At 65.9% G+C, this 19,654-nt stretch carries 24 protein-coding genes; 5 read left to right on the top strand and 19 right to left on the bottom strand.

What is annotated here, in order from left to right:
• Window positions 1-19: 19 nt before the first annotated feature.
• Window positions 20-769 (top strand): SDR family oxidoreductase, encoded by a 750-nt coding sequence (locus AC1Q6Z_RS21535; protein ID WP_492649216.1) that lies wholly within the window; start codon window positions 20-22, stop codon window positions 767-769.
• 99 nt (window positions 770-868) lie between these two features.
• Here the strand turns inward: AC1Q6Z_RS21535 and AC1Q6Z_RS21530 are convergent, their stop codons facing one another.
• From AC1Q6Z_RS21530 to AC1Q6Z_RS21520, 3 genes are read right to left on the bottom strand one after another with little or no spacing between them, the layout of a single operon-like run.
• Window positions 869-2,119 (bottom strand): class I SAM-dependent RNA methyltransferase, encoded by a 1,251-nt coding sequence (locus AC1Q6Z_RS21530; protein ID WP_492649215.1) that lies wholly within the window; start codon window positions 2,117-2,119, stop codon window positions 869-871.
• Complete coding sequence (locus tag AC1Q6Z_RS21525; protein ID WP_492649214.1) at window positions 2,116-2,868, bottom strand: TlyA family RNA methyltransferase; 753 nt, start codon at window positions 2,866-2,868, stop codon at window positions 2,116-2,118. Before AC1Q6Z_RS21525 ends, AC1Q6Z_RS21530 begins: the two co-directional genes overlap by 4 nt.
• A 55-nt stretch (window positions 2,869-2,923) precedes the next feature.
• Window positions 2,924-3,391: a hypothetical protein gene (locus AC1Q6Z_RS21520; RefSeq protein ID WP_492649213.1), complete on the bottom strand. Its 468-nt coding sequence runs from the start codon at window positions 3,389-3,391 to the stop codon at window positions 2,924-2,926.
• Here AC1Q6Z_RS21520 and AC1Q6Z_RS21515 point away from each other — a divergent pair.
• Window positions 3,390-4,400 (top strand): DUF4424 domain-containing protein, encoded by a 1,011-nt coding sequence (locus tag AC1Q6Z_RS21515; protein WP_492649212.1) that lies wholly within the window; start codon window positions 3,390-3,392, stop codon window positions 4,398-4,400. The genes AC1Q6Z_RS21520 and AC1Q6Z_RS21515 overlap by 2 nt on opposite strands.
• Before the next feature lie 36 nt (window positions 4,401-4,436).
• Here AC1Q6Z_RS21515 and dxs read toward each other — a convergent pair whose 3' ends face one another.
• The 6 genes from dxs to AC1Q6Z_RS21485 form a co-directional block, all read right to left on the bottom strand.
• Window positions 4,437-6,362, bottom strand: coding sequence for a 1-deoxy-D-xylulose-5-phosphate synthase (dxs, locus tag AC1Q6Z_RS21510; RefSeq protein WP_439616592.1), 1,926 nt, complete (start codon window positions 6,360-6,362; stop codon window positions 4,437-4,439).
• A 238-nt stretch (window positions 6,363-6,600) separates the two neighbouring features.
• The gene (locus AC1Q6Z_RS21505; protein ID WP_492649211.1) at window positions 6,601-7,002 is read right to left on the bottom strand and encodes a DUF1801 domain-containing protein; all 402 of its coding nucleotides are present in this window, start codon (window positions 7,000-7,002) and stop codon (window positions 6,601-6,603) included.
• A 21-nt stretch (window positions 7,003-7,023) separates the two neighbouring features.
• The gene (locus AC1Q6Z_RS21500; RefSeq protein WP_492649210.1) at window positions 7,024-7,470 is read right to left on the bottom strand and encodes a DUF1801 domain-containing protein; all 447 of its coding nucleotides are present in this window, start codon (window positions 7,468-7,470) and stop codon (window positions 7,024-7,026) included.
• A gap of 15 nt (window positions 7,471-7,485) precedes the next feature.
• Window positions 7,486-7,914 carry an SRPBCC family protein gene (locus AC1Q6Z_RS21495; RefSeq protein ID WP_492649209.1) on the bottom strand — a complete coding sequence of 143 codons (429 nt, stop codon included), beginning with the start codon at window positions 7,912-7,914 and terminating at the stop codon, window positions 7,486-7,488.
• Window positions 7,911-8,243: an ArsR/SmtB family transcription factor gene (locus AC1Q6Z_RS21490; RefSeq protein ID WP_305111820.1), complete on the bottom strand. Its 333-nt coding sequence runs from the start codon at window positions 8,241-8,243 to the stop codon at window positions 7,911-7,913. Before AC1Q6Z_RS21490 ends, AC1Q6Z_RS21495 begins: the two co-directional genes overlap by 4 nt.
• A 233-nt stretch (window positions 8,244-8,476) precedes the next feature.
• Window positions 8,477-9,400, bottom strand: coding sequence for a pirin family protein (locus AC1Q6Z_RS21485; RefSeq protein WP_492649208.1), 924 nt, complete (start codon window positions 9,398-9,400; stop codon window positions 8,477-8,479).
• A gap of 154 nt (window positions 9,401-9,554) precedes the next feature.
• On the opposite strand from AC1Q6Z_RS21485, the gene AC1Q6Z_RS21480 reads away from it, so the two are divergent.
• Complete coding sequence (locus tag AC1Q6Z_RS21480) at window positions 9,555-9,941, top strand: ester cyclase (protein WP_492649207.1); 387 nt, start codon at window positions 9,555-9,557, stop codon at window positions 9,939-9,941.
• A gap of 2 nt (window positions 9,942-9,943) precedes the next feature.
• Here AC1Q6Z_RS21480 and AC1Q6Z_RS21475 read toward each other — a convergent pair whose 3' ends face one another.
• The 3 genes from AC1Q6Z_RS21475 to AC1Q6Z_RS21465 all read right to left on the bottom strand — a co-directional run bounded on the left by AC1Q6Z_RS21475 (window position 9,944) and on the right by AC1Q6Z_RS21465 (window position 12,352).
• On the bottom strand, window positions 9,944-10,204 hold the full coding sequence (locus AC1Q6Z_RS21475; RefSeq protein ID WP_492649206.1) for an exodeoxyribonuclease VII small subunit: 261 nt from the start codon (window positions 10,202-10,204) through the stop codon (window positions 9,944-9,946).
• 2 nt (window positions 10,205-10,206) lie between these two features.
• On the bottom strand, window positions 10,207-11,133 hold the full coding sequence (locus AC1Q6Z_RS21470; RefSeq protein WP_492649205.1) for a histone deacetylase family protein: 927 nt from the start codon (window positions 11,131-11,133) through the stop codon (window positions 10,207-10,209).
• Window positions 11,134-11,203: 70 nt separating this feature from the next.
• Entirely contained in the window at window positions 11,204-12,352 is a 1,149-nt protein-coding gene (locus tag AC1Q6Z_RS21465) for a zinc-dependent alcohol dehydrogenase family protein (protein WP_492649204.1), read from the bottom strand.
• A gap of 21 nt (window positions 12,353-12,373) precedes the next feature.
• On the opposite strand from AC1Q6Z_RS21465, the gene AC1Q6Z_RS21460 reads away from it, so the two are divergent.
• Window positions 12,374-12,775, top strand: coding sequence for an acyl-CoA thioesterase (locus tag AC1Q6Z_RS21460; RefSeq protein WP_492649203.1), 402 nt, complete (start codon window positions 12,374-12,376; stop codon window positions 12,773-12,775).
• Here AC1Q6Z_RS21460 and AC1Q6Z_RS21455 read toward each other — a convergent pair.
• The 6 genes from AC1Q6Z_RS21455 to AC1Q6Z_RS21430 are packed head-to-tail and all read right to left on the bottom strand — an operon-like array spanning window position 12,761 to window position 17,675.
• A complete protein-coding gene (locus AC1Q6Z_RS21455) occupies window positions 12,761-13,144 on the bottom strand; it encodes a GFA family protein (RefSeq protein ID WP_492649202.1) in 384 nt (127 codons plus the stop codon). The two genes, AC1Q6Z_RS21460 and AC1Q6Z_RS21455, sit on opposite strands and share 15 nt — an antisense overlap.
• A gap of 7 nt (window positions 13,145-13,151) precedes the next feature.
• Window positions 13,152-14,333 carry a thiolase family protein gene (locus AC1Q6Z_RS21450; protein WP_492649201.1) on the bottom strand — a complete coding sequence of 394 codons (1,182 nt, stop codon included), beginning with the start codon at window positions 14,331-14,333 and terminating at the stop codon, window positions 13,152-13,154.
• Window positions 14,311-15,798, bottom strand: a complete 1,488-nt coding sequence (locus AC1Q6Z_RS21445) for a class I adenylate-forming enzyme family protein (protein WP_492649200.1) — start codon at window positions 15,796-15,798, stop codon at window positions 14,311-14,313. The genes AC1Q6Z_RS21450 and AC1Q6Z_RS21445 overlap by 23 nt, the downstream gene beginning before the upstream one ends.
• Window positions 15,799-15,802: 4 nt before the next feature.
• Window positions 15,803-16,366, bottom strand: coding sequence for a biotin transporter BioY (locus tag AC1Q6Z_RS21440; protein ID WP_439629898.1), 564 nt, complete (start codon window positions 16,364-16,366; stop codon window positions 15,803-15,805).
• A 29-nt stretch (window positions 16,367-16,395) separates the two neighbouring features.
• Window positions 16,396-17,001 carry an energy-coupling factor transporter transmembrane component T family protein gene (locus AC1Q6Z_RS21435; protein ID WP_492649199.1) on the bottom strand — a complete coding sequence of 202 codons (606 nt, stop codon included), beginning with the start codon at window positions 16,999-17,001 and terminating at the stop codon, window positions 16,396-16,398.
• A complete protein-coding gene (locus tag AC1Q6Z_RS21430) occupies window positions 16,995-17,675 on the bottom strand; it encodes an energy-coupling factor ABC transporter ATP-binding protein (RefSeq protein ID WP_492649198.1) in 681 nt (226 codons plus the stop codon). Before AC1Q6Z_RS21430 ends, AC1Q6Z_RS21435 begins: the two co-directional genes overlap by 7 nt.
• A 128-nt stretch (window positions 17,676-17,803) precedes the next feature.
• On the opposite strand from AC1Q6Z_RS21430, the gene AC1Q6Z_RS21425 reads away from it, so the two are divergent.
• The gene (locus AC1Q6Z_RS21425; protein WP_492649197.1) at window positions 17,804-19,000 is read left to right on the top strand and encodes a winged helix-turn-helix domain-containing protein; all 1,197 of its coding nucleotides are present in this window, start codon (window positions 17,804-17,806) and stop codon (window positions 18,998-19,000) included.
• Here AC1Q6Z_RS21425 and AC1Q6Z_RS21420 read toward each other — a convergent pair.
• Window positions 18,997-19,650: a hypothetical protein gene (locus tag AC1Q6Z_RS21420; protein WP_492649196.1), complete on the bottom strand. Its 654-nt coding sequence runs from the start codon at window positions 19,648-19,650 to the stop codon at window positions 18,997-18,999. The genes AC1Q6Z_RS21425 and AC1Q6Z_RS21420 overlap by 4 nt on opposite strands.
• Window positions 19,651-19,654 lie beyond the last annotated feature (4 nt).

Raw genomic sequence — 19,654 nt, 5'->3', positions numbered from 1 at the left:
TGATACGAGGACGCGAAGAATGGGTGAATTGGAGGGGCGAACGGTCGTCATCACGGGTGCAGCACGCGGGCTGGGCGCAGCACTTGCCACGTCTCTGGCGGAGGCGGGGTGCAACCTGGTCCTTTGCGCCCGCAACCTCGCGGCGCTCGAAGCGGTGGCCGATGGGATCGCCAGCGCCACGGGCCGCCGCCCCGCCTGCATCGCCATGGATCTCGCCGAGAGCGAAAGCGTGCGCCAGGCGGTCGATGCGATCACCCGCGCGCACGAGCATATCGACCTGTTGATCAACAACGGCGCGATGTGGCTGGAGGCGCGCGACGAACCGCTCCCGGTCGAGACGGTCCTCGGCGTCATCAACTCCGCCGTCACCGGCACATTCCTGTTCAGCCAGGGCCTTCTGCCGCTTCTCCATCGCTCTGCCAACCCGGATATCGTGACCATCGGCTCGGTCAGCGGCCTGGCGAATGCGATGCTCGACGGCGTTTCCGTTCCCTTCTACGCCGCCAAGCGCGGCCAGACGGCGATTGCGGAAGGGTTGCGGCAAATGCTGTCGGGAACGCCCGTCCGCTCGATCATCCTGCACCCGCCGGATCTGGACGACATCCAGCCGGGCGAACCGGCATGGGCGGCGGCGCCCGGGCGGGCCAAGAGCGCGCGCGCCACCAACCGGGATGTGGTGGAGGCCGTCCTGTTCGCCGTCACGCGCCCGCGCAACGTGTCGCTCTCCATCGTGCTGGACGCGGATCATGGCGGGGTGTTCCCCGGTTAGAGCATTTCCAGCCGAAGCGGCATCGCTTCGGCGTCGGATAATGCGCCAAAAACAAAAGCCTAGAGCATTTCCGGCTCACCTTAAATGCTCTAGGTCCGCCTACTTCTCCAGCACCGCCACCGCCTCGACATGGGCCGACCAGAGGAACTGGTCGATCGGCGTCACCAGGCGGATGCGATAGCCGGCGGCTGTCAGGATCGAAAGGTCGCGCGCCAGGCTGACGGGGTTGCACGAGACGGCCACGATGGTCTTCACGCCGGAACGGGCGAGTTCCTTGCACTGGTCTTCCGCGCCGGCGCGCGGCGGGTCGAAGACCACGGCGTCAAAAACCTTCAGTTCGGAGGTCATAAGCGGGCGGCGGAAGAGGTCGCGCTTCTCCACCGTCACGGGCTTCAGGCCCTGCGTGTTGCGCGCGGCCTGGTCCAGCGCCTTCAGCGCCTTCTCCTCGCCCTCCACGGCATGCACCTTGGCCTGCCGGGCGATACGCAGAGCAAAGGTGCCGGAGCCGGCAAAAAGGTCGGCGACGCGCTTGGCCTTCCCAAGCGCGGCCAGCACCAGCTCGGCCATCGCGTCCTCGGCGGGCTTCGTCGCCTGGGTGAACCCGCCGGCGGGCGGGGAAACGCGCACGCCGGAAAAATCGATCACCGGCCGCTGCGGTTCGATCAGGATCTCGCCGTCACTGGAAACCCGCGCGATGCCGGGCAGCGAAAGCACGCAGGCGGTGACGGCGCGCCGTTCCTTGTCGCCCACCTTCTTGATGCCCTCGAAGGCGAGGTCGAGGCCGGCGAGCGTTTCCAGCACCGTCACGCGAAACGGTTCGCTGCTGGTGGCGATGGAGCCCGCGACGCGGCGGATCGCGTCAAGCCGCGAGATAATGCCGTCGCTGGAGATCGGACAGTGGTCGATAGAGACGATGTGGTGGCTGCCGGCCTGGTTGAAGCCGAGCAGCACGGCCTTTTCCGTCTTGCGCGCGGTGAAGACGACGCGACGGCGCTCGCCCGGTCGGGCGATGACGAGCGGCGCCACCTCGGGCGTCAGGCCCTTGGATTTCAGCGCATTCACGACGAGTTCGCGCTTGAAGGCGTGGTAGAGCGCATCGCCCGCATGTTGCAGGGTGCAGCCGCCGCAGGTGCCGTTCTTGCCCTCCGGGCCGAAATGCACGCAGGGTGGCTCGACCCGCTCGGGCGAGGCGACCGACATCGACATGACCGTGCCAATGTTCTTCACGCGCGCTACGGCGACCGTCTCGCCGGGCAGCGTGAAGGGCACGTAGACCGGCCCACCGGGCGCCTCCGCAATGCCGTCGCCGCCCGAGCCGAGCCGCGCAATGGTCAGCGTCTCCGTCGTCATGGCTTGCGGCCCCCGAGCAGGAACTCGACATTGCCGTCCCCGCCGGTGATGGGCGAGGGCAGGAGGCCGAGGCTCTTCCAGCCCATGTCCTCGATAAGCCAGCGTTCCAGTTCGGCAGCAACCGCAGGCGCACTGTCCGGGTCCTTCAGAAGCCCCGCCTTGCTGATCGCCTCGCGGCCGGCCTCGAACTGCGGCTTGACCAGCAGCACGCAGAAGGCGCCGGGCTCGGCCATTTCAAGCGCCGGCGGCAGCGCCAGCTTCAGCGAGATGAAGGAGACGTCGGAGACGACGGCGCCGATTTCGCGCCCTTCGAGATGGTCCTCGTCGAGCACCCGCGCGTTCAGGCCTTCGTAATTGGTGATGCGCTCGTCAGCCCTCAGCCGCGGGTGAAGCTGGTCGTGGCCGACATCCACCGCGATGACGTGGCTCGCGCCGCGCTCCAGCAGGATATCGGTGAAGCCGCCCGTCGAAGCGCCGATGTCGAGGCAATCGAGCCCCGCCGGATCGAGGCCGAACTCGTCGAGCGCTGCCTTCAGTTTCAGCGCCGCGCGCGAGACATAGGCCTGTGCGGGATCATCGATCTCGATGACGGCGGAGGCGGGGAAGGTGGAGCTCGGCTTGGTGACGGTGCGGCCGTTCACCTTGACGGTGCCGCGCGAAATCGCGTCGCGCGCCCGCGAACGGCTGGCAACGAGACCGGCATTCAGCAGGAGCTGGTCGAGGCGGATGGTTTCTGTGGGTTCGGACATCGCCTCTCATGACGCCTCGCGCCGCAGGTGGCAAGCCCTGATGTGTCCGTCGCTCTCAGAGCCAGATGATACGGCCCGGGAAGTTTTGCAGCGAATCGATATCGATAAGGGCGGAAATACCCTGCGGCTCCGCTTCCGGCCGCGCCGCGCGCACAATCACCGGATCGCGGCCGATCTCGTGCGATTTGCGGATCTCCGGCAGCTTCTTTTGCAAAATGGCCAGCGCTGCGGCCTCGATGGCCGGGTCGTGCGACGGCCGGTCCTCGGCCGCCGCGATGGAGACATGGCAAAGCGTGGCGGCGAGAGCCGCAAGCAGCGCGAAACGCATGATGGAAAATCCCTGTCCGGTCTTTCTTTTCGTTGAGCCGGAAACTAGCAGCCGGAGGTTTCGGAACGCCCAAGGGATGTGGTTACGCGGTTGCAAAACGGGATGGTTGAGAAAGCGTGACTGCGTTTCGCGCTTGCTGCGCGGTGTCGTTTCGGCTGATATCGCGGCCGACAGACATCTCGCGAGGACATCCATGAACGCCGCTCTCCGCCTTGCTCCGCTGCTACTCGCGCTGTTTGCAGCGCCGTCGCTCGCCAACGACACGATGGCGGAACTGAAGACGGGCGGGTTGACCTTCGTGCGCACGCCGGAGGTGGAGATGACGAGCGAGGCCCTTTTCATTTCGCCGGAGGAAATCCGCGTCGACTATGTCTTCACCAACACGTCTGAGAAGGATGTTTCAGGACTCGTCGCCTTCCCGATGCCCGATATCGGCGGCGATCCCTATGCGAATGTCGCGATGGGCGATTTCGAGACGGACAACTATCTCGCCTTCACGGCATCGCAGGACGGCAAGGCTGTTACCGTCAATCTCCAGCAGCGCGCCTATGCCTCGGATATCGACGTGACCGAAGACCTCAAGGCCAACGGCATTCCGCTGCTTCCCTTCGCCACCGCGACCAAGGACGCGCTGAAAAAGCTCCCCGAGGATGTGGCGGCCGACTGGATCGCCCGCGGGCTGATCTTCATCGACACGTACGACAATGACGGCAACGGCATGAAGGACTACCGCACGCCGCTCTGGTCGCTGAAATCCGTCTATTGGTGGCGCACGACCTTCCCGGCGGGCAAGCAGGTGAAGGTCCAACATCGCTACAAGCCGAGCGTCGGCGGAACGGTGGGCATCAGCTTCCTGGAGGAGGGGGCGGCGAAGGGTGAGCGCTATGAGGAATACGTGAAGCGCTACTGCATCGAGGAGAACATCGTGCGTCGCGCCCAGCAGTCGGAAAAGGACATGCAGGCCGGAAAACCCTACCTCTTCGAAAACTGGATTTCCTACATCCTGACGACGGGCGCCAACTGGTCCGGCCCGATCAAGGATTTTACATTGACGATTGACAAGGGCGCGCCGGAAAACCTCGTCAGCTTCTGCGGCGAAGGCATCAAAAAGACGGGGCCGACGACCTTCGAGATGAAGGCGAAGGATTTCACGCCCGCGAACGAGATCGACATTCTGCTGCTGAAGCCGAGCGCCGCTCAGTAGAGCCGGGCGGCGCGGGCTTCATCGAATAGGGTAAGGTCAGCCGGCTGCGCCCACACCCACGGCCTTCTGGCCGAGCGTCTTGAAGACGGTGGAGACGATGCCGGCGCGGTCGAGGCCGGCTTTGGCGTACATGGCGTCGGGCTTGGCCTGTTCCATCCAGATATCCGGCAGCACCAGCGGGCGCACCTTCAGGCCGTGGTCGAGCAGGCCTTCCATGGCGAGGAATTGCAGCACATGGCTGCCGAAGCCGCCGACGGCGCCTTCCTCGATGGTGATCAGCACCTCGTGGTGGCGGGCAAGCTGGCGGATGAGGTCGTGGTCGAGCGGCTTTGCGAAGCGCGCGTCGGCGACCGTCGTGGAAAGGCCGGCGGCATCGAGGTCCTCGGCGGCGAGCAGACAATCGGCCAGGCGCGTGCCGAAGGAGAGCAGCGCCACCTTCGACCCCTGCTTGACGACACGGCCTTTGCCGATCTGCAGGATTTCGCCGCGTGCCGGCATGTCGATGCCGACACCTTCGCCGCGCGGATAGCGGAAGGAGATCGGGCCGTCGTCATAGGCGGCGGCGGTGCGCACCATATGCTTCAGCTCCGCCTCGTCGGCGGCCGCCATCACCACGAAACCGGGCAGCGTCGCGAGATAGGTCGTGTCGAAGGAACCCGCATGGGTCGGCCCGTCGGCGCCGACGAAACCGGCGCGGTCGATCGGGAAACGCACCGGCAGGCCCTGGATCGCCACGTCATGCACGACCTGGTCGTAACCGCGTTGCAGGAAGGTGGAATAGAGCGCGCAGAACGGCTTGTAGCCTTCGGACGCGAGGCCGGCGGCAAAAGTCACCGCATGCTGCTCGGCAATGCCCACGTCGAAGGTGCGCATGGGATAGGCGGCCGCCAGCTTGTCGAGGCCGGTGCCATTGGGCATGGCGGCGGTGACGCCGACGATTTTTTCGTCGAAACCGGCTTCCTGCACCAGCGCATCGGCGAAGACGGCGGTATAGGCAGGCGCATTGGGTTTGGCCTTCGCCTGCGCGCCGGTGATGACGTCGAAGGTGTTGACGCCGTGATACTTGTCGGCGGCGGCTTCGGCCGGCGGATAACCCTTGCCCTTCTGGGTGACGACGTGGATCAGCACCGGGCCTTTGGAATTGTCGCGCACATTGCGCAGCACCGGCAGCAGGTGCTCGAAGGAATGGCCATCGATCGGGCCGATATGGTAGAAACCCATTTCCTCGAAGAGCGTGCCGCCGGTCACATAACCCCGCGCATGCTCGACGGCGCGGGTGATCGCGCGGTCGACCTTCTTGCCGAGATAGGCCGTCAGCTTCTTGCCGAGGTCGCGGAAGCCCATATAGGTGCGGCCGGAGGCAAGGCGCGCAAGATACGCGCTCATCGCGCCGGTCGGCGGGGCGATCGACATGTCGTTGTCGTTGAGGATGACGATGAGGCGGGCATCGAGCGCGCCGGCATTGTTCAGCGCCTCATAGGCCATGCCGGCCGACATGGCGCCGTCGCCGATGACGGCGATGACATTGCGGTTCTCGCCAGAAAGATCGGCCGCGACCGCCATGCCGAGGCCGGCGGAAATCGAGGTCGAGGAATGGGCGGCGCCGAAGGGGTCGTATTCGCTCTCGGCGCGCCGCGTAAAGCCGGAGAGGCCGTCTTCCTGGCGCAGCGTGCGGATGCGGTCGCGCCGGCCGGTGAGGATCTTGTGCGGATAGCACTGGTGGCCGACATCGAAGATCAGCCGGTCCTTGGGCGTGTCGAACACCTTGTGGATGGCGATGGTGAGCTCGACCACGCCGAGGCCCGCGCCCAGATGCCCGCCGGTGCGCGACACGGCGTCGATCATCTCGGCGCGCAGTTCGGCTGCCAGCTGCGGCAGGTCGCGATCGTCCACGCCCTTCAGGTCCGCCGGAATGTGGACCTTGTCGAGCAGCGGTGTGGCGGGTGCTTGTGTCACTCTCATGCCTCGTGTTCTCGCCCGCGTGCCGAAAACTCCGCTGTGGAGCCCGACCCGGGCATGCGGCTTTGACCGCGTTAGCCTGTCACATGCAGAATGCGGCGCGCGATTTCAACCGTTTCGGCAAGTCTAGAGCGTATTTCGCCGGATTGATACCGCACAAACCGACGCACTGCCCGAGTTCTCCCGGGCAATTGGGGCATTTTGCAGACGCCGGCCGCCCACACTCAATTTGTCGTGATTCCTACCTCTTCTTCGGGCGTTTCGCCGTGTTCAGGGCGACGGCAGCCTGGACCAGCGCGGTGAGCGCGGCCTCGTCGATCGCTTCGCCCTCGTGCACGTCGATGGCGCGGCGCGTGTTGCCCTCCAGGCTGGAATTGAACAGGCCGGCCGGGTCGGGCAGCGATGCGCCCTTGGCGAAGGTCATCTTCACCGCCGCCTTGTAGGTCTCGCCGGTGCAGATGATGCCGTCATGTTCCCAGACCGGAACGCCGCGCCACTTCCATTCCTCGACGATGTCGGGATCGGCCTTCTTGATGATGGCGCGCAACCGCGCCAGGGTTTTGCCGCGCCAATCGGCAAGCTCCTCGATCCTCTTGTCGATCAGACGGGAAGGGGATTCCGTTTCACTCTTGACCTGGTCCATGGTTGCTATCCTTTTCGTTCGTCACATGCGCTCGCCGGGAAGCCGGCTCGCCTGGCGGATCCAGTCCGCAAGCTGGGCTTCGTCGAGCACGTCTTCCTCGTGGATGTGGAAATAGCGCGTCTCCGCCGTCTTGGAAGCGACGGGCGGCATCGGGTCGAGCGCGGTGCCGCGGAAGAAGGCTAGCTTGATGTATTTGTTGAAACAATGCAGGCCGAGGAACCAGCCGTCACCCTCGATGCCGTAGAACGGCGAGTTCCATTTGACCGCCTTGTACACGCCGGGCACGGTTTTCTCGATCAGCGCATCGAGCCGGCGGCCCATGTCGCTCTTCCAGCCCGGCATGGCGGCGATATAGGCCTGGATCGGCCCATCGCCATAGCCCTTGGCGATCTGCGGATTGCCGCCCGAAAGCAGGACCGGCTGCCCGGCCTGCTTCCTGGGCGCTTTCTTGGTGGTCTCGCCGGTCATGATCCTCGCTCCGCGTTACACAAGTCCCGCCAGAACCCGCTCCAGGTTCGTGAAATGCTCCTGCCAGCCATGGCGCGCACCGCCGAAGGCCTGCTTCTGCTCCGGCCGGAAGCCGGTCTGCTCCATGCGCAGATGCGTTCCCGTCGCCGTCGGCGTCAGCGTGAAGCTCACCACGCTCCGGAGGTCGAAGGCGGGGTCGTCGTGCACATGATCCCACGTATAGCTCAGCATCCTGCCCGGCTCGACCGTCAGCACGCGGCAATCGACACTACCCCAGTCGCCGCGCAGCGTGAAATCATGGCCGACGATGGGCGCGAAGTCGGTCTTCATCAGCCATTCCGAGATGAGATGCGGCTGCGTGAGTGCGCGCCAGAGCTTTTCCGGCGGATGGGCGATCTCGCGCTCGACGACGACGGCACGCGTCTCGGGTGTTGCGTCACTCATTGATCCATTCTCCTCAGCAAATTTTCGAGATCGTCGAAGCGCGTCTCCCAGAACCGGGCCATCTGGCTGGTCCAGTCGATGAGCGGCGCGAGCGCGCCGAGCTGGGCGCTGTAATGCGTCTGGCGTCCCTCGTGCCGGTCGCGCACGAGGCCTGCCTGCTTGAGGAGGTTCAGATGTTTGGAGACGACCGGCTGCGAGACGCCCGCCTTCGCCGTCAGCGCGCCCACCGTCTTCTCGCCCTCGCGGCACAGCCGCTCGAAGAGCGCGCGCCGGGTCGGGTCCGCCAGCGTGCGGAACAGCATGTCATGCGCTTCGGCCACTTGATCCATACCTCAATGACTATGAATAACGTATAGCTGCGTGGCTATGGATGTGTCAAGTCCACCTCTCCACCGTCATGCTCGGGCTTGACCCGAGCATCCATCTGGCGCTCGCGGCTTGGATCCTCGGGGCAAGCCCGAGCATGACGGTGGAAGCAGGAGCGAATCTGCCAAGACGTGAGCGCGCAACGTAGCATGCCGCTCCTTTGCGTCATCATCTCATATACCTTTGTGACTATGCATCACCCGGCAGGCAGCGGCACGAATTCCTCCTCGTCGCCGGGCACGATATCGAAACGGCCGGTGCGCCATTCCTCCTTGGCCTGTTCGATGCGCTCCTTGGAGGAGGAAACGAAGTTCCACCAGATGTAGCGCTTGGAGCCAAGCGCGGCCCCGCCGAACAGCATGATATGACAGCCCTGCGGCCCCGCCTTCAACGTAATCGCGTCGCCCGCGCGGAAGACGAGCAGCCGGTCCGCCTCGAACACATCGCCCGCCACATCCAGCGTGCCGGAGAGCACATAGACCGCGCGCTCCTCCCACTCTGCGGGAAGTGGTGCAGCAGCACCGGGCGCAAGCGTCAGGTCGACATAGAGCGTGTCCGTCGGCACATCGACGGGCGAGGCATGGCCCTCATAGCGGCCGATGATGGTGCGTCCGGCTATGCCGTCGGCCGAAAACGAGGGAAGCTCGGCCTTTGTGGTGTGTGCAAAGACCGGCGCCATCTCCTCGTGGCTATCGGGCAGGGCGAGCCAGGTCTGCAGCCCGGAAATCGACATGGGCCTGCCGCGCAGGTTTTCCGGCGAGCGCTCGGAATGCACGATGCCGCGCCCCGCCGTCATCAGGTTCACGTCGCCGGGCGCGATCACCATTTCGGTGCCGATGCTGTCGCGGTGCTTGATCTCGCCGTCGAAGAGATAGGTGACGGTGGACAGCCCGATATGCGGATGCGGCTTGACGTCGATCGCGTCGCCCGCCCGCAACAGCGCCGGCCCCATGCGGTCGAAGAAGATGAACGGCCCGACGAGCCGGCGTTTGGCCGTCGGCAACGCACGGCGCACCGCAAGCCCGCCGATATCGCTGGTGCGCGGAATGATCAGATGCTCCAGCGCATCGCACGCCGCCGCATCACCGGCCTCCGGGTCCTTGCCGGGAAAGAAGCTCATCACGCCCTCCTGTCATTGGTTCGTGGGCGGATGTTAGCGGGCGGCGGGCGGGGCGGATAGCGCGATCCTGTTGACGCTGTGGTCAAGCTTTCTATCCGTCTGGCTTTCGCGGCCTGTTGCCCCATATTGAGGGCAGGCCCACAGGAACGGATGCATGACGAAGGACGATCTCTCGGCGCTCTACCACGGCTATATCGCCTGCCTGAACGCACAGGACTGGCCGAACCTCGGCAATTTTGTGCATGAAGACGCGCACTACAACGGACGATATATCGGCCTTTCGGGCTACCGCACCATGCTGGAAGGCGATTTTCGGGCGATCCCCGATCTTCGCTTTACTATCGATTTCGTGATGGCGGACCCGCCGCGCATCGCCAGCCGGCTGCTGTTCGATTGCACGCCCGTCGGAGAACTCTTCAGCCTTCCCGTCAACGGCAGGAAGGTCGCATTCAGCGAAAACGTCTTCTACGAATTTCAGGATGGGCGCATCCGCAATGTCTGGTCGATCATCGACAAGGCCGCGATCGCAGACCAGCTATAGGCTCACGCCCCGTCGAGCGGCTCCGTGCCCTGCGGCTTGCCGGCGCGGTCGAGGCGGATCTTTTCGATGCGGTTTTCGGCGGCCGAAAGCAGCGTCTCGCAATGTTTCTTCAGCGCCTCGCCGCGCTCGTAGATCTCGATGGAGCGGTCGAGCGGCACGTCGCCGCGCTCCAGCGCCGCAACGATCTTTTCCAGCTCCTCGACGGCCTGTTCGAAGGTGAGGGCGGAGACATCCGGGGCGGCGGCAGGGGGGGCGTTGGTCATGGTCAGCCTCTCATCAGGCGGTAGATATGGGTGGCGGCGGATTCGGCGAGGCCTTCGAGGTCGTAGCCGCCTTCCAGCAGGCTGACCACCCGGTTGTTCGCCGATTTTTCGGAAAGTTCCATGATCTTCGCCGTCGCCCAGTCGAAATCCTCGGCGACGAGGTTGATCTGCGCCAGCGGATCGCGGTGGTGGGCGTCGAAGCCCGCGGAGATGATGATCACGTCCGGCCGGAAATCGGCAACACGCGGCAGCACGCGCGAGCGAAAAGCCTCGCGAAAATGGTCGCTGCCGTCATTGGCCGAAAGCGGCGCGTTGACGATGTTGCCCGCCCCCGTCTCGTCCTTCGCGCCGCTACCGGGATAGAGCGGCATCTGGTGCGTCGAGCAGAACAGCACGGAGGGGTCGTCGAAGAAGATGTCCTGCGTGCCGTTGCCGTGGTGCACGTCCCAGTCGATGATGGCGACGCGCTCCGCGCCATACGCCCTCTGCGCATGGCGGGCGGCAATCGCGGCATTGTTGAAGAAACAGAAGCCCATCGCCTTGTTGCGCTCGGCATGGTGGCCGGGCGGGCGCGCCGCGACGAAGGCATTGTCCGCCTTGCCGGAAAAGACCGCATCGATCGCGCCGATCGCCCCGCCGATGCCGGTCAGCGCGGCCTGGAGGCTCGCCGGGCTCGCATAGGTATCCGCCTCGACCTGGTTGATGCCCTCCTCGGGCATCTCATCCATGACGGCGCGCAGGTGGCTTTCGGGATGGGCGAGCAGCACGAAATCCTCGTTCGCCTGCGCCGCCTTCTCGCGCACGAGCGGCGAGAAGCGCTCATGCTCCAGCGCGAGGTTGATCGCCCGGATACGGTCTGACCGCTCCGGGTGGCCCTCAGGCGTGTGGTGCTCGAGGAAGATCGGGTTCTCGAAGAGAAACGTCGTCATGGCCGGAAGCTACCTATTGCGGTTGGCGAGGTCCACGGGAAATGGGCCAGTGTCCACGCCTTTTCAACCGTCACGGCGCAAGGAGCAGTTTTCCGACGCGCAACGGGTCGTCCTGGCGGGCTAGCGCCGCGGAAAGCTCCGAGAGCGCAAATACGCTATCGACGGCAGAGCCGAGATGCCCGGCGCGGATGCCCGCCAAACTGTGCGCGAACGCCTCTTCGATCGCCCCGCGCGGTACGGAATGCACCCAATTGCGCAGCCAGAGAAAGGAGAAGGTCACCTCGTCGCGCCGTGCGGCGACCAGCATCGGATCGAGCTGCGCCCCGCTCAGCGCCCCATATTGCACGAAGGCGCCGCCGCGCCGGATGTGGCGGAACAGCCCATTGCCCGGCTCGCCGCCGACGGCATCGAGCACCGCATCAAGCGGCGGCAGCGGCGCCTGCGCGACGATCTCGCCGGAAAAGCTTTCCGCAAGCCGTGCCGCCGTCGCGTCGCTGCGCACAAGGGCGACCGGCTGGAAACCCGCTTCCGCGAGTAGCACCAGCAGCATTTTCCCAATGGCAGAGGCTGCGGCCGTCACACCGACGCGCTGGCCGGCTGCGGTGCCGAAGTGCTCGTGGACCGCATCCACCAGCCGGAACGCCGTCAGCGGATTCACATAGGCCATCGCGGCCTGATCATCAGAAAGATCATCCGGCACGGCAAAACACCGATCCGCCGGGCGGACGAGATATTGCTGCCAAAGCCCGCTCGCCCCAATCGGCAGCACGCGCTGGCCGAGGGAGAAGCCCACTCCATTGGTGGCTTCGGTCAACGGCTCACCCCTCTCTGTCCTGCCGGACATCTCTCCCTCAAGGGGGGAGATCGGCAAGTGTCGAGACCCTTCCCCGGCTTGCAACGCCTGAGATGACCGAGACGGTGCTCCATCCAATCTCCCCCCTTGAGGGGGAGATGCCCGGCAGGGCAGAGGGGGGTATGGCTGGCCGCAAACGCCCTCGCCAAGACGCACGATCTCCCCCACACCCTCGAAGCCGGGCACGAAGGGCAGGGGGGTGCGGCTGCGGTAGGCGCCGGTGATGGGGATGAGGTCGGAGGGGTTGATGGCGGCGCGCAGGATGCGGACTTCCACTTCGCCGGGGCCGGGGGCCACGCGCTCGGCCTCTTCCAGGGCGATCACTTGCCGGGGATCGCCGAACGCTCTAACAACGGCACGAAGCATGGTTTTATCCCGGGGGTCGACGTGGAACAGACGGCAGACATCACGGTGAGCGAAGTCCGCATACCCTTTCGCGATATAGACATGCACGGCCACATGCACAATGCCGCCTATTACGCCCATGCCGAAGCCGCCGTCGCCGGCCTCTGGCGCGAAAGGCCCGAGAGCCGGGACGACCCGGTTTATTTCGTGCGTAAATCCGGCTGCACCTTCCATCGCGGCCTGCGGCTGGATGATGCGGCCCACTTCAAGGTGTCGGTCACGCGCATCGGCGCCACCTCGCTCAGCTTCGCCGTCGCAATCTCTTCCGAAGGTGCAGCGGTGGCGGACCTGGAAATCGTCTGGGTCGCGGTCGATCCCTCGACGCGCCAGCCCGTCAACGTGCCGCAGCCGGTGCGCGACTGGCTGAAATCATTCCTCGCCTGAAGCCGTCTCCACCTGCAGCCAGACCGGCCGGCAATCCTCGAAGGAATGGTACTGGGGCTGAAGCGCCGGATCGGACGGATCATCGAAACCGCCGATGAGCAATGCCACGACCGGTTCGTCGTCGATCGCGCCGATGGAACTGCCGCAGGCCGGGCAGAAGGCGCGGCTGGAATAGTCCGAGGAGCGCCATGTCGCGGGTTTTACGCCCGTCCAGGTGAGGCGCTCAGTGGGAAACTCCACCCAGGCGGCGGTCGGCGCGCCGGTATGCTGCTGGCAGAAGCGGCAGGAGCAGGTATGCGGCTTCTCCGCAGGTCCCGTCGCCTCGAAACGGATGGCGCCGCACAGGCAGCCGCCGGAATAGATCTTCATCTCACCCTCACAGTTTTCGAAACAGAGCCGCAATGCCCATGCCGCCGCCGATGCCCATCATGGCGACGCCCTCCGCCCCCGTCTCGGCCGTCCGCATCTGCGCAAAAAGCCGCGTGACGAGGATCGCGCCGGACGCGCCATAGGGATGGCCGAGCGCCAGCGCCCCGCCGTCGCGATTGGCACGCGCGGGGTCGATGCCGAGTGTGTCGAGGCTGGCCAGCACCTGCGAGGCAAAGGCCTCGTTGAATTCGACGAAGGGGATTCTCGTTGCATCGAGCCCGGCATTGCGCGCGGCGAGTTTTGCCATGGCCGGCACGGGGCCGAGGCCGAGCAGGTTCGGATCGACGCCGGCCACCGCGCTGTCGACCACTTCGAGCAGGGGTTCAAGCCCGAGCGCCTGCGCCGCCGCAAGCGAGGTGACCAGCACGACCGAAGCGCCGTCATTGACCGGGCAGGCATTGCCGGCGGTCACCGTGCCATCGGCCCGGAAGACGGGCTTCAGCGCCGCGAGTTTTTCGAGCGACGTATTTTCGCGCGGGCATTCGTCGCGGGAAACCAGCCCGGCGGGCGTTTCCACCGGCACGATCTCGCCATCGAAGCGCCCGGCCTTCGCCGCCGCCAACGCGCGAACATGGCTTTCGAGCGCGAAGGCATCCTGCCGCTCGCGGCTGATGCCGGCATGGGCGGCGACGTTTTCCGCGGCGATACCCATGTCCGGGTCGCCGATCGAATCGGGCGCCATGCGGGCACGGCGCAAGGGCTGCGGCTCTTCGCCGGCTGTTGCGGGCGGGCGGAAACGCAGGTTGGCGCGGCTGGAGCTCTCGGTGCCGCCGGCGAGATAAAAGCGCCCGGCACCCGCCTGCACCAGCCGGGCGGCGAGCGTGATCGCCTCCAGCCCCGAGCCGCATTGCCGGTCCACCGTCAGGCCGGGCACGGAGACGGGAAGCCCCGCCTCCAGCGCTGCAAGGCGCGCGAGATTGCCGGCGCTGTTGGCCGCATTGCCGAGGATCACGTCGTCCACGGCGGCGGGGGAAAGCCCGGTCTCGGCGAGGATGCGGCGGATCAGCGGCACGGCAAGGCTTGCCGGCTCGATTGCGGCGAGCGTGCCGTTGACGCGGCCGATCGGCGTGCGGAAGGCGGCCGCGATAACGGGGATGCGGGCGGGATCAGTAGAACCGTTCGAGCGCATCGCTGTCCTCCGCCACCCATTGCCGTACCGTCCTGGCCTCGACCTTGCCGGAGGGCGTCACCGGCATGGCGCGGCACAGCCAGAGCCGGCGCGGCAGCTTGTAGCGCGGCAGCGTTTTTGCCAACACCGCCTTCAGGCTTTCCGGCGTAAGCTCCACACCGTTCGGCTCGATGACCGCGATAAGCTCGCTGCCGAGATCCGCATGCTCGACGCCGAAGACATGGGCGGCGCGGATTTCGGGAAGGCCGAGCAGCGCCGCTTCCACCTCCGAAGGGTAGATATTGTTGCCGCCGGAGAGGATCATGCCGCCGGAGCGGCCGAGCAGATGCAACGTGCCGTCCGTCTCCAGGAAACCAAGGTCGCCGACGGTCGCGAGCGTGCCGAAGCGGGCGAGCCCCGCGCCGTCGCCGGCACCAAGATAGCTGGTCGCGACGAGCGGGCTCTCGACGAAGATCGTGCCGGTTTCACCTGCGGAAAGCGCCTTGCCGTCCTTGTCCAGCACGCAAAGCCGCACGCCGGGAAAAACCGTGCCGACGGCGGTGGAGGAGGCGGGGTCGCCCGGCGTGGTGACCGTGACGAAGCCGAGCTCCGAGGCACCGTAATATTCGCGCACGGCCGCGTTGGGGAAATGCGCGGCGCAGAGCGCATGGTCGGCCGCGGTCAGTTTTGCGCCGGCAACCGTGATAGCCGCGATGGTATCGACGGGCGCGCCCTCGCAGAGCCGGCGCAGCATGGTCGGCACCAGCACGAGCCGGCGGATGTCCGATGTGCGGATCGTCTCCAGCGCCTGTGCCGCATCGAAATGCCGGGCGGCATGGAAGGCGCCGCCGGCAAGCAGGGTCTCCGTCATCGCATAGAGCGCAAGGCCGTGGGCCAGCGGGCCGGGAGCATAGGTGCTGGTCGTGGCATCGAGGCCGAAGAAGGGCGCGCCGGCGGCAAGGCTGGTGCGCCAGGAGCGGCGGTCGCGGATGATCGGCTTCGGATCGGCCGTCGTGCCGGAGGTGAAGACGATGAGGAACGGGGCGTCGTCGCGGCCTTCCGGCAAGGGCGGTGCGTCGGCGGCAGCGCTTTCGGCGAGGACGAGGGTCGCGCCGCTCCTTGGATTGTGGGCGAGAAGCTCAGCCCCTTCGGCGATGACGATCAGGTCGGGATCGAGTTTTTCGAGGAGCCGCCGGCGCACCGCTTCCGGCAGATGAGGATCGACCAGCGCGGCGCAGGTGTTTCCGGCCGTGGCGGCCGCGAAGGCGGCGGGGAAAAGGGCGTGGTTGCCGGTGACGAGCGCGACCAGCCGGTTTTCCGGGCCGATGGCGCTTCGGCCGGAGGGTGCGAGACCCGCGAAGGCCGCATGCAGGCGTCGCGCGGTGGCGACGAGCGTTGCGTAGGACAGAACCCGGCCCTCCAGGTGGAAGGCCGGGTTTTCTGGATGTTGCGCGGCGTGCCGTTCGAGGGCACCGGCCAGCGACATCGGCTCAGGCGCGCTGCGGAAGCAGCGGATAACCGGCGAGCACCGCGCGGCCGGCGAGCATGGCGACGAAGGCCTTGATAAGATCGCCCGGCACGAAGACGAGGCCGGCGAGGGCCGTCTCGAAGAAGGCCTTGCCGCTCATATAGGCGAGCCACGGAACGCCGAAGAGATAGACGACCGCGATGCCGCCGACGACGGCAGCGGCCAGGAAGGCGAGGAACTGCGTGAGCTCGCCCTGTTCTTCCTTGACGAAGCGCTCGGCGATCAGGCCGCAGACGAAGGCGCCGAAGACCCAGCCGACGAGATAGCCGGCGGTGGGGCCGGCGAAGACCGCAAGGCCGCCACGGCCGCCGGACAGAACCGGCAGGCCGATCGCGACCAGCAGCAGCACGAGCAGCACTGCCGCCGCACCGCGTTTGGCGCCGAGAATGCAGCCGGCGAGCATGACGCCGAGCGACTGCGCGGTGATCGGCACCGGAATGAAGCCGAGGGTGATCGGCGGCAGCAGGCCCAGCACCACGATGATCGCGGCGAAGAGGGCGACGAGGACGATGTCTCTGGTGGTCATGTCAGCTTTCCCGAATGGACATAAATGGGTTAGTGCCGCCGAAATCCGCGCGCGTCAATCGCCATGGCGATCGTATCCGCATCCTTCAGCGTCAGGATGATCAACGGCACGAGGGTGGTGAGCGGCCGCACCGGCAGGCCGCGCGCCTTGTGGGCGTCCGCGATTTCGCCGTAGCGGGCAAAGATTTCCGGCACGAAGCGGATGACGAGGCCGACCGCCAGGCTGACATCCGCCGCCCGCACGAAGCCGAATCGTTCCAGCGGCGTCAGGAGCCGGGTGATCTCGTCCATGAAAGCGGAAATGCCCGTCGTCGCGGTGATGGCGGCGGCGAGTAGGACCAGGGTGGAGAGCCGGCAGAAGACGGCGAGCGCCTCGTGCAGCGAATGGAAAAGATAGTTCGCCCCGGCGACGAGAAGAACCGTGAAGAGCACGAAGCGCACGCGCCGGAACGCCTCGCCGGCGCCGATCCCGGTCGAGAGATAGAGCGCCGCCGACAACACCAGCGCCGGGACGAGAAGCCGCAGGTCCGTGGTGAGGAAGAGCCCGATCGCCGCCACGAAAAGCGCGATCAGCTTGCCGCGCACCGGCATGCGGTGGAGGAGCGAATCGCCCTCGATGTCGAGCCCGTTCAGCATGTTGCGATCTCGCGGTAGGTGCGGATCGCCTCTTCCGGCCGGCTATCGGCCGCAAGCCGACCGTCGTGGAACACCAGCACGCGGTCGAAACTCTCGATCAGCGCAAGGTCGTGCGTGATGACGAGCACCTGTTCCGGCAGGCCGGCAATAGTGCGCGCGATGAGCGCGCGGTTTTTCAGGTCGAGTTGGTTGGTCGGCTCGTCGAGGATCAAGAGGTCCGGGCCGGTGACGAGCACGCTGGCAATCGCGCCGAGCTGCGTCTCGCCGCCGGAGAGCTCGTGCACGCGGCGGCGCGCGAGATGCGAAATGCCGAATCGCGCCAGCACGGCCTCGGTCTTTTCCGCGATCTCCGCCTTGCCGAGCCCGCGGTTCTTCAGGCCGAAGGCGATATCCTCGGCGAGGATCGGCAGGATCATCTGATGCTGCGGGTTCTGGAAGATGAAGCCGGTTTTTCCGCGTGCACCCACCTCGTCCGCCACCGTATCCAGCCCGCCGACGGTCACGGTGCCGGCGGTCGGCTTGACCAAGCCGTTGATCATCCGCGCCATCGTCGTCTTGCCGGAGCCGTTGAGGCCGACGACGCCGATGCGGCGTTCGGTGAGCGTAAGTGTCAGCGGGTGGAGCGCCACGCGGCCGGCATAGGTCACCGTGGCGGCGGAGAAGACGATATCCAAGAGCGGGATCCCGGTTCGCGGATGGTGAGGGAGCTATAAGCAATTCGGGGAAAAGCGCAAACGCCTCGTGCGCTGCGGCATGACGAAAACAGTAGAACAAACAGAGAATATATGCCTATCATCCCGCCATGACGATTCTCCTTTCCAATGCCGAGGCCCGGCGCATCTTCCTCGCCCGGCAGGGTCTCAGCGCTTCCCCCGGCCGCCAGCTCGGCAAGGCGGGGCTGCTGCAACTCATCCACGACATCGGCTTCGTTCAGGTGGACAGCATCGCCACGGTCGAGCGGGCGCATCACCAGATCCTGTTTTCGCGCAACCAGACCTACCGGCGCGAGCATCTTTCCGAACTGCTGGAGAAGGACGGCGAACTCTTCGAGCACTGGACGCACGACGCCTCGATTATCCCGAGCGCCTTCTTCCGCTACTGGAAGCACCGTTTCCGCCGCAAGGAAGCCTCCATCCTGGAAAACTGGCGCAAATGGCAGGGCGAGGGCTTCGACAGGGCTTTCGAGGAGACCTACGAGCGCATCGCTGCCAGCGGACCGGTGCTGTCGCGCGAATTGAAGGTGGACGATCACAAATCCGGCGGCTGGTGGAACTGGCATCCCAACAAGACGGCTCTGGAATATCTCTGGCACACCGGCAAGCTGGCGATTGCCCGGCGGGAGAACTTCCAGAAGGTCTACGACCTTGCCGAGCGCGTGCTGCCGCCGCATCACCACGAACCGGCTGTCGAACACGACGCCTTCGTCGACTGGGCCTGCCGCAGCGCGCTGACACGGCTGGGCTTCGCCACGCATGGCGAGATCGCCGCCTTCTGGGCGCTGATCACGCCGGAGGAGGCGAAAACCTGGGTGGAGACTCACCGCGACGAGCTTCGCCCCGTCTCGATCGAGACGATGGACGGCGGCAAGCCGCGCGCCTCGCATGCCTTCGCCGATTTCCCGGAAAATCTCGGCGACATCCCCGAGCCGCCGGCCCGCCTGCGCGTGCTCTCGCCCTTCGATCCGCTGATCCGCGACCGCAACCGCACGGAACGGCTGTTCGGCTATTTCTACCGCATCGAGATCTTCGTGCCGGAGCCGAAGCGGCAATATGGCTACTACGTCTTCCCGCTGCTCGAAGGCGACCGCCTCGTCGGCCGCATCGATATGAAAGCCGACCGCAAGGCCGGCACGCTCGACGTCAAGCGGCTCTGGTGGGAACCGAAGGTGCGCCCATCGGCGGGGCGGCTTGAGAAGCTGGATGCCGAGCTAACGCGGCTCGCAAAATTTTCGGGCGTGGAAACGGTGCGCTATCTCGATGGGTGGAGAGGTGAAGCTTAGCGCCTTTTCCCGAAGGCGCCAGCCGGAACGGCGCGGTTGAAGGACGGTGCGGCCGATTGCGCGCGCGGCACCGCCGCCAGGTTCGGTTTTTGCTGGTAGGATGGCTCCGGGGCGCTGACGGCAAAGCGCCGATCGTCGAAATCATCCTCGGTTTGCTTCCGGCCCCGCGGGGCAAAAATGGCGCGGCGCAGGCCCGAGAAGCGCAGCAGGGCGAAGACGGCGGCGACGAGCGCTGCGATGATCCAGACGAAGCCCACCATCAGCTGGCCGCCGGCCCCGCGCGTGGGAGCGTCCGCCTCCGTCAGTCCCACCATGGGCAATACGAGCTGCTTGACCTTCGCCTGGTCGAGCCTGACATAGCTGGACTTGCCCTTGAAATAGCCGACCCATTCTCCGCCACCGAACGTGTCGAACTTGTAGCCGAGATCGTAGAAGCCCTTGTCCTTGAACCTGAACGTCGCGACATTCGGCAGTTCCTTGACGAAGACGACGGATGAGCTGCCGCTCGATATGGGGATGATGACGGGCACGGATCGGGTTTTCGCCCGGCTGCTGCCGAAGGAAAAGCCGCGACGGCGGGCCTCGGCATCATCGGTGAACGACAGTGCGGCCAGCATTGTCGCCAGCACGAGAACGATGAACAGACGCATGGAC

The sequence above is a fragment of the Shinella sp. GW835-FHT14H05 genome, from assembly GCF_058793575.1.
This window is presented reverse-complemented; position numbering and strand designations above follow the sequence as displayed.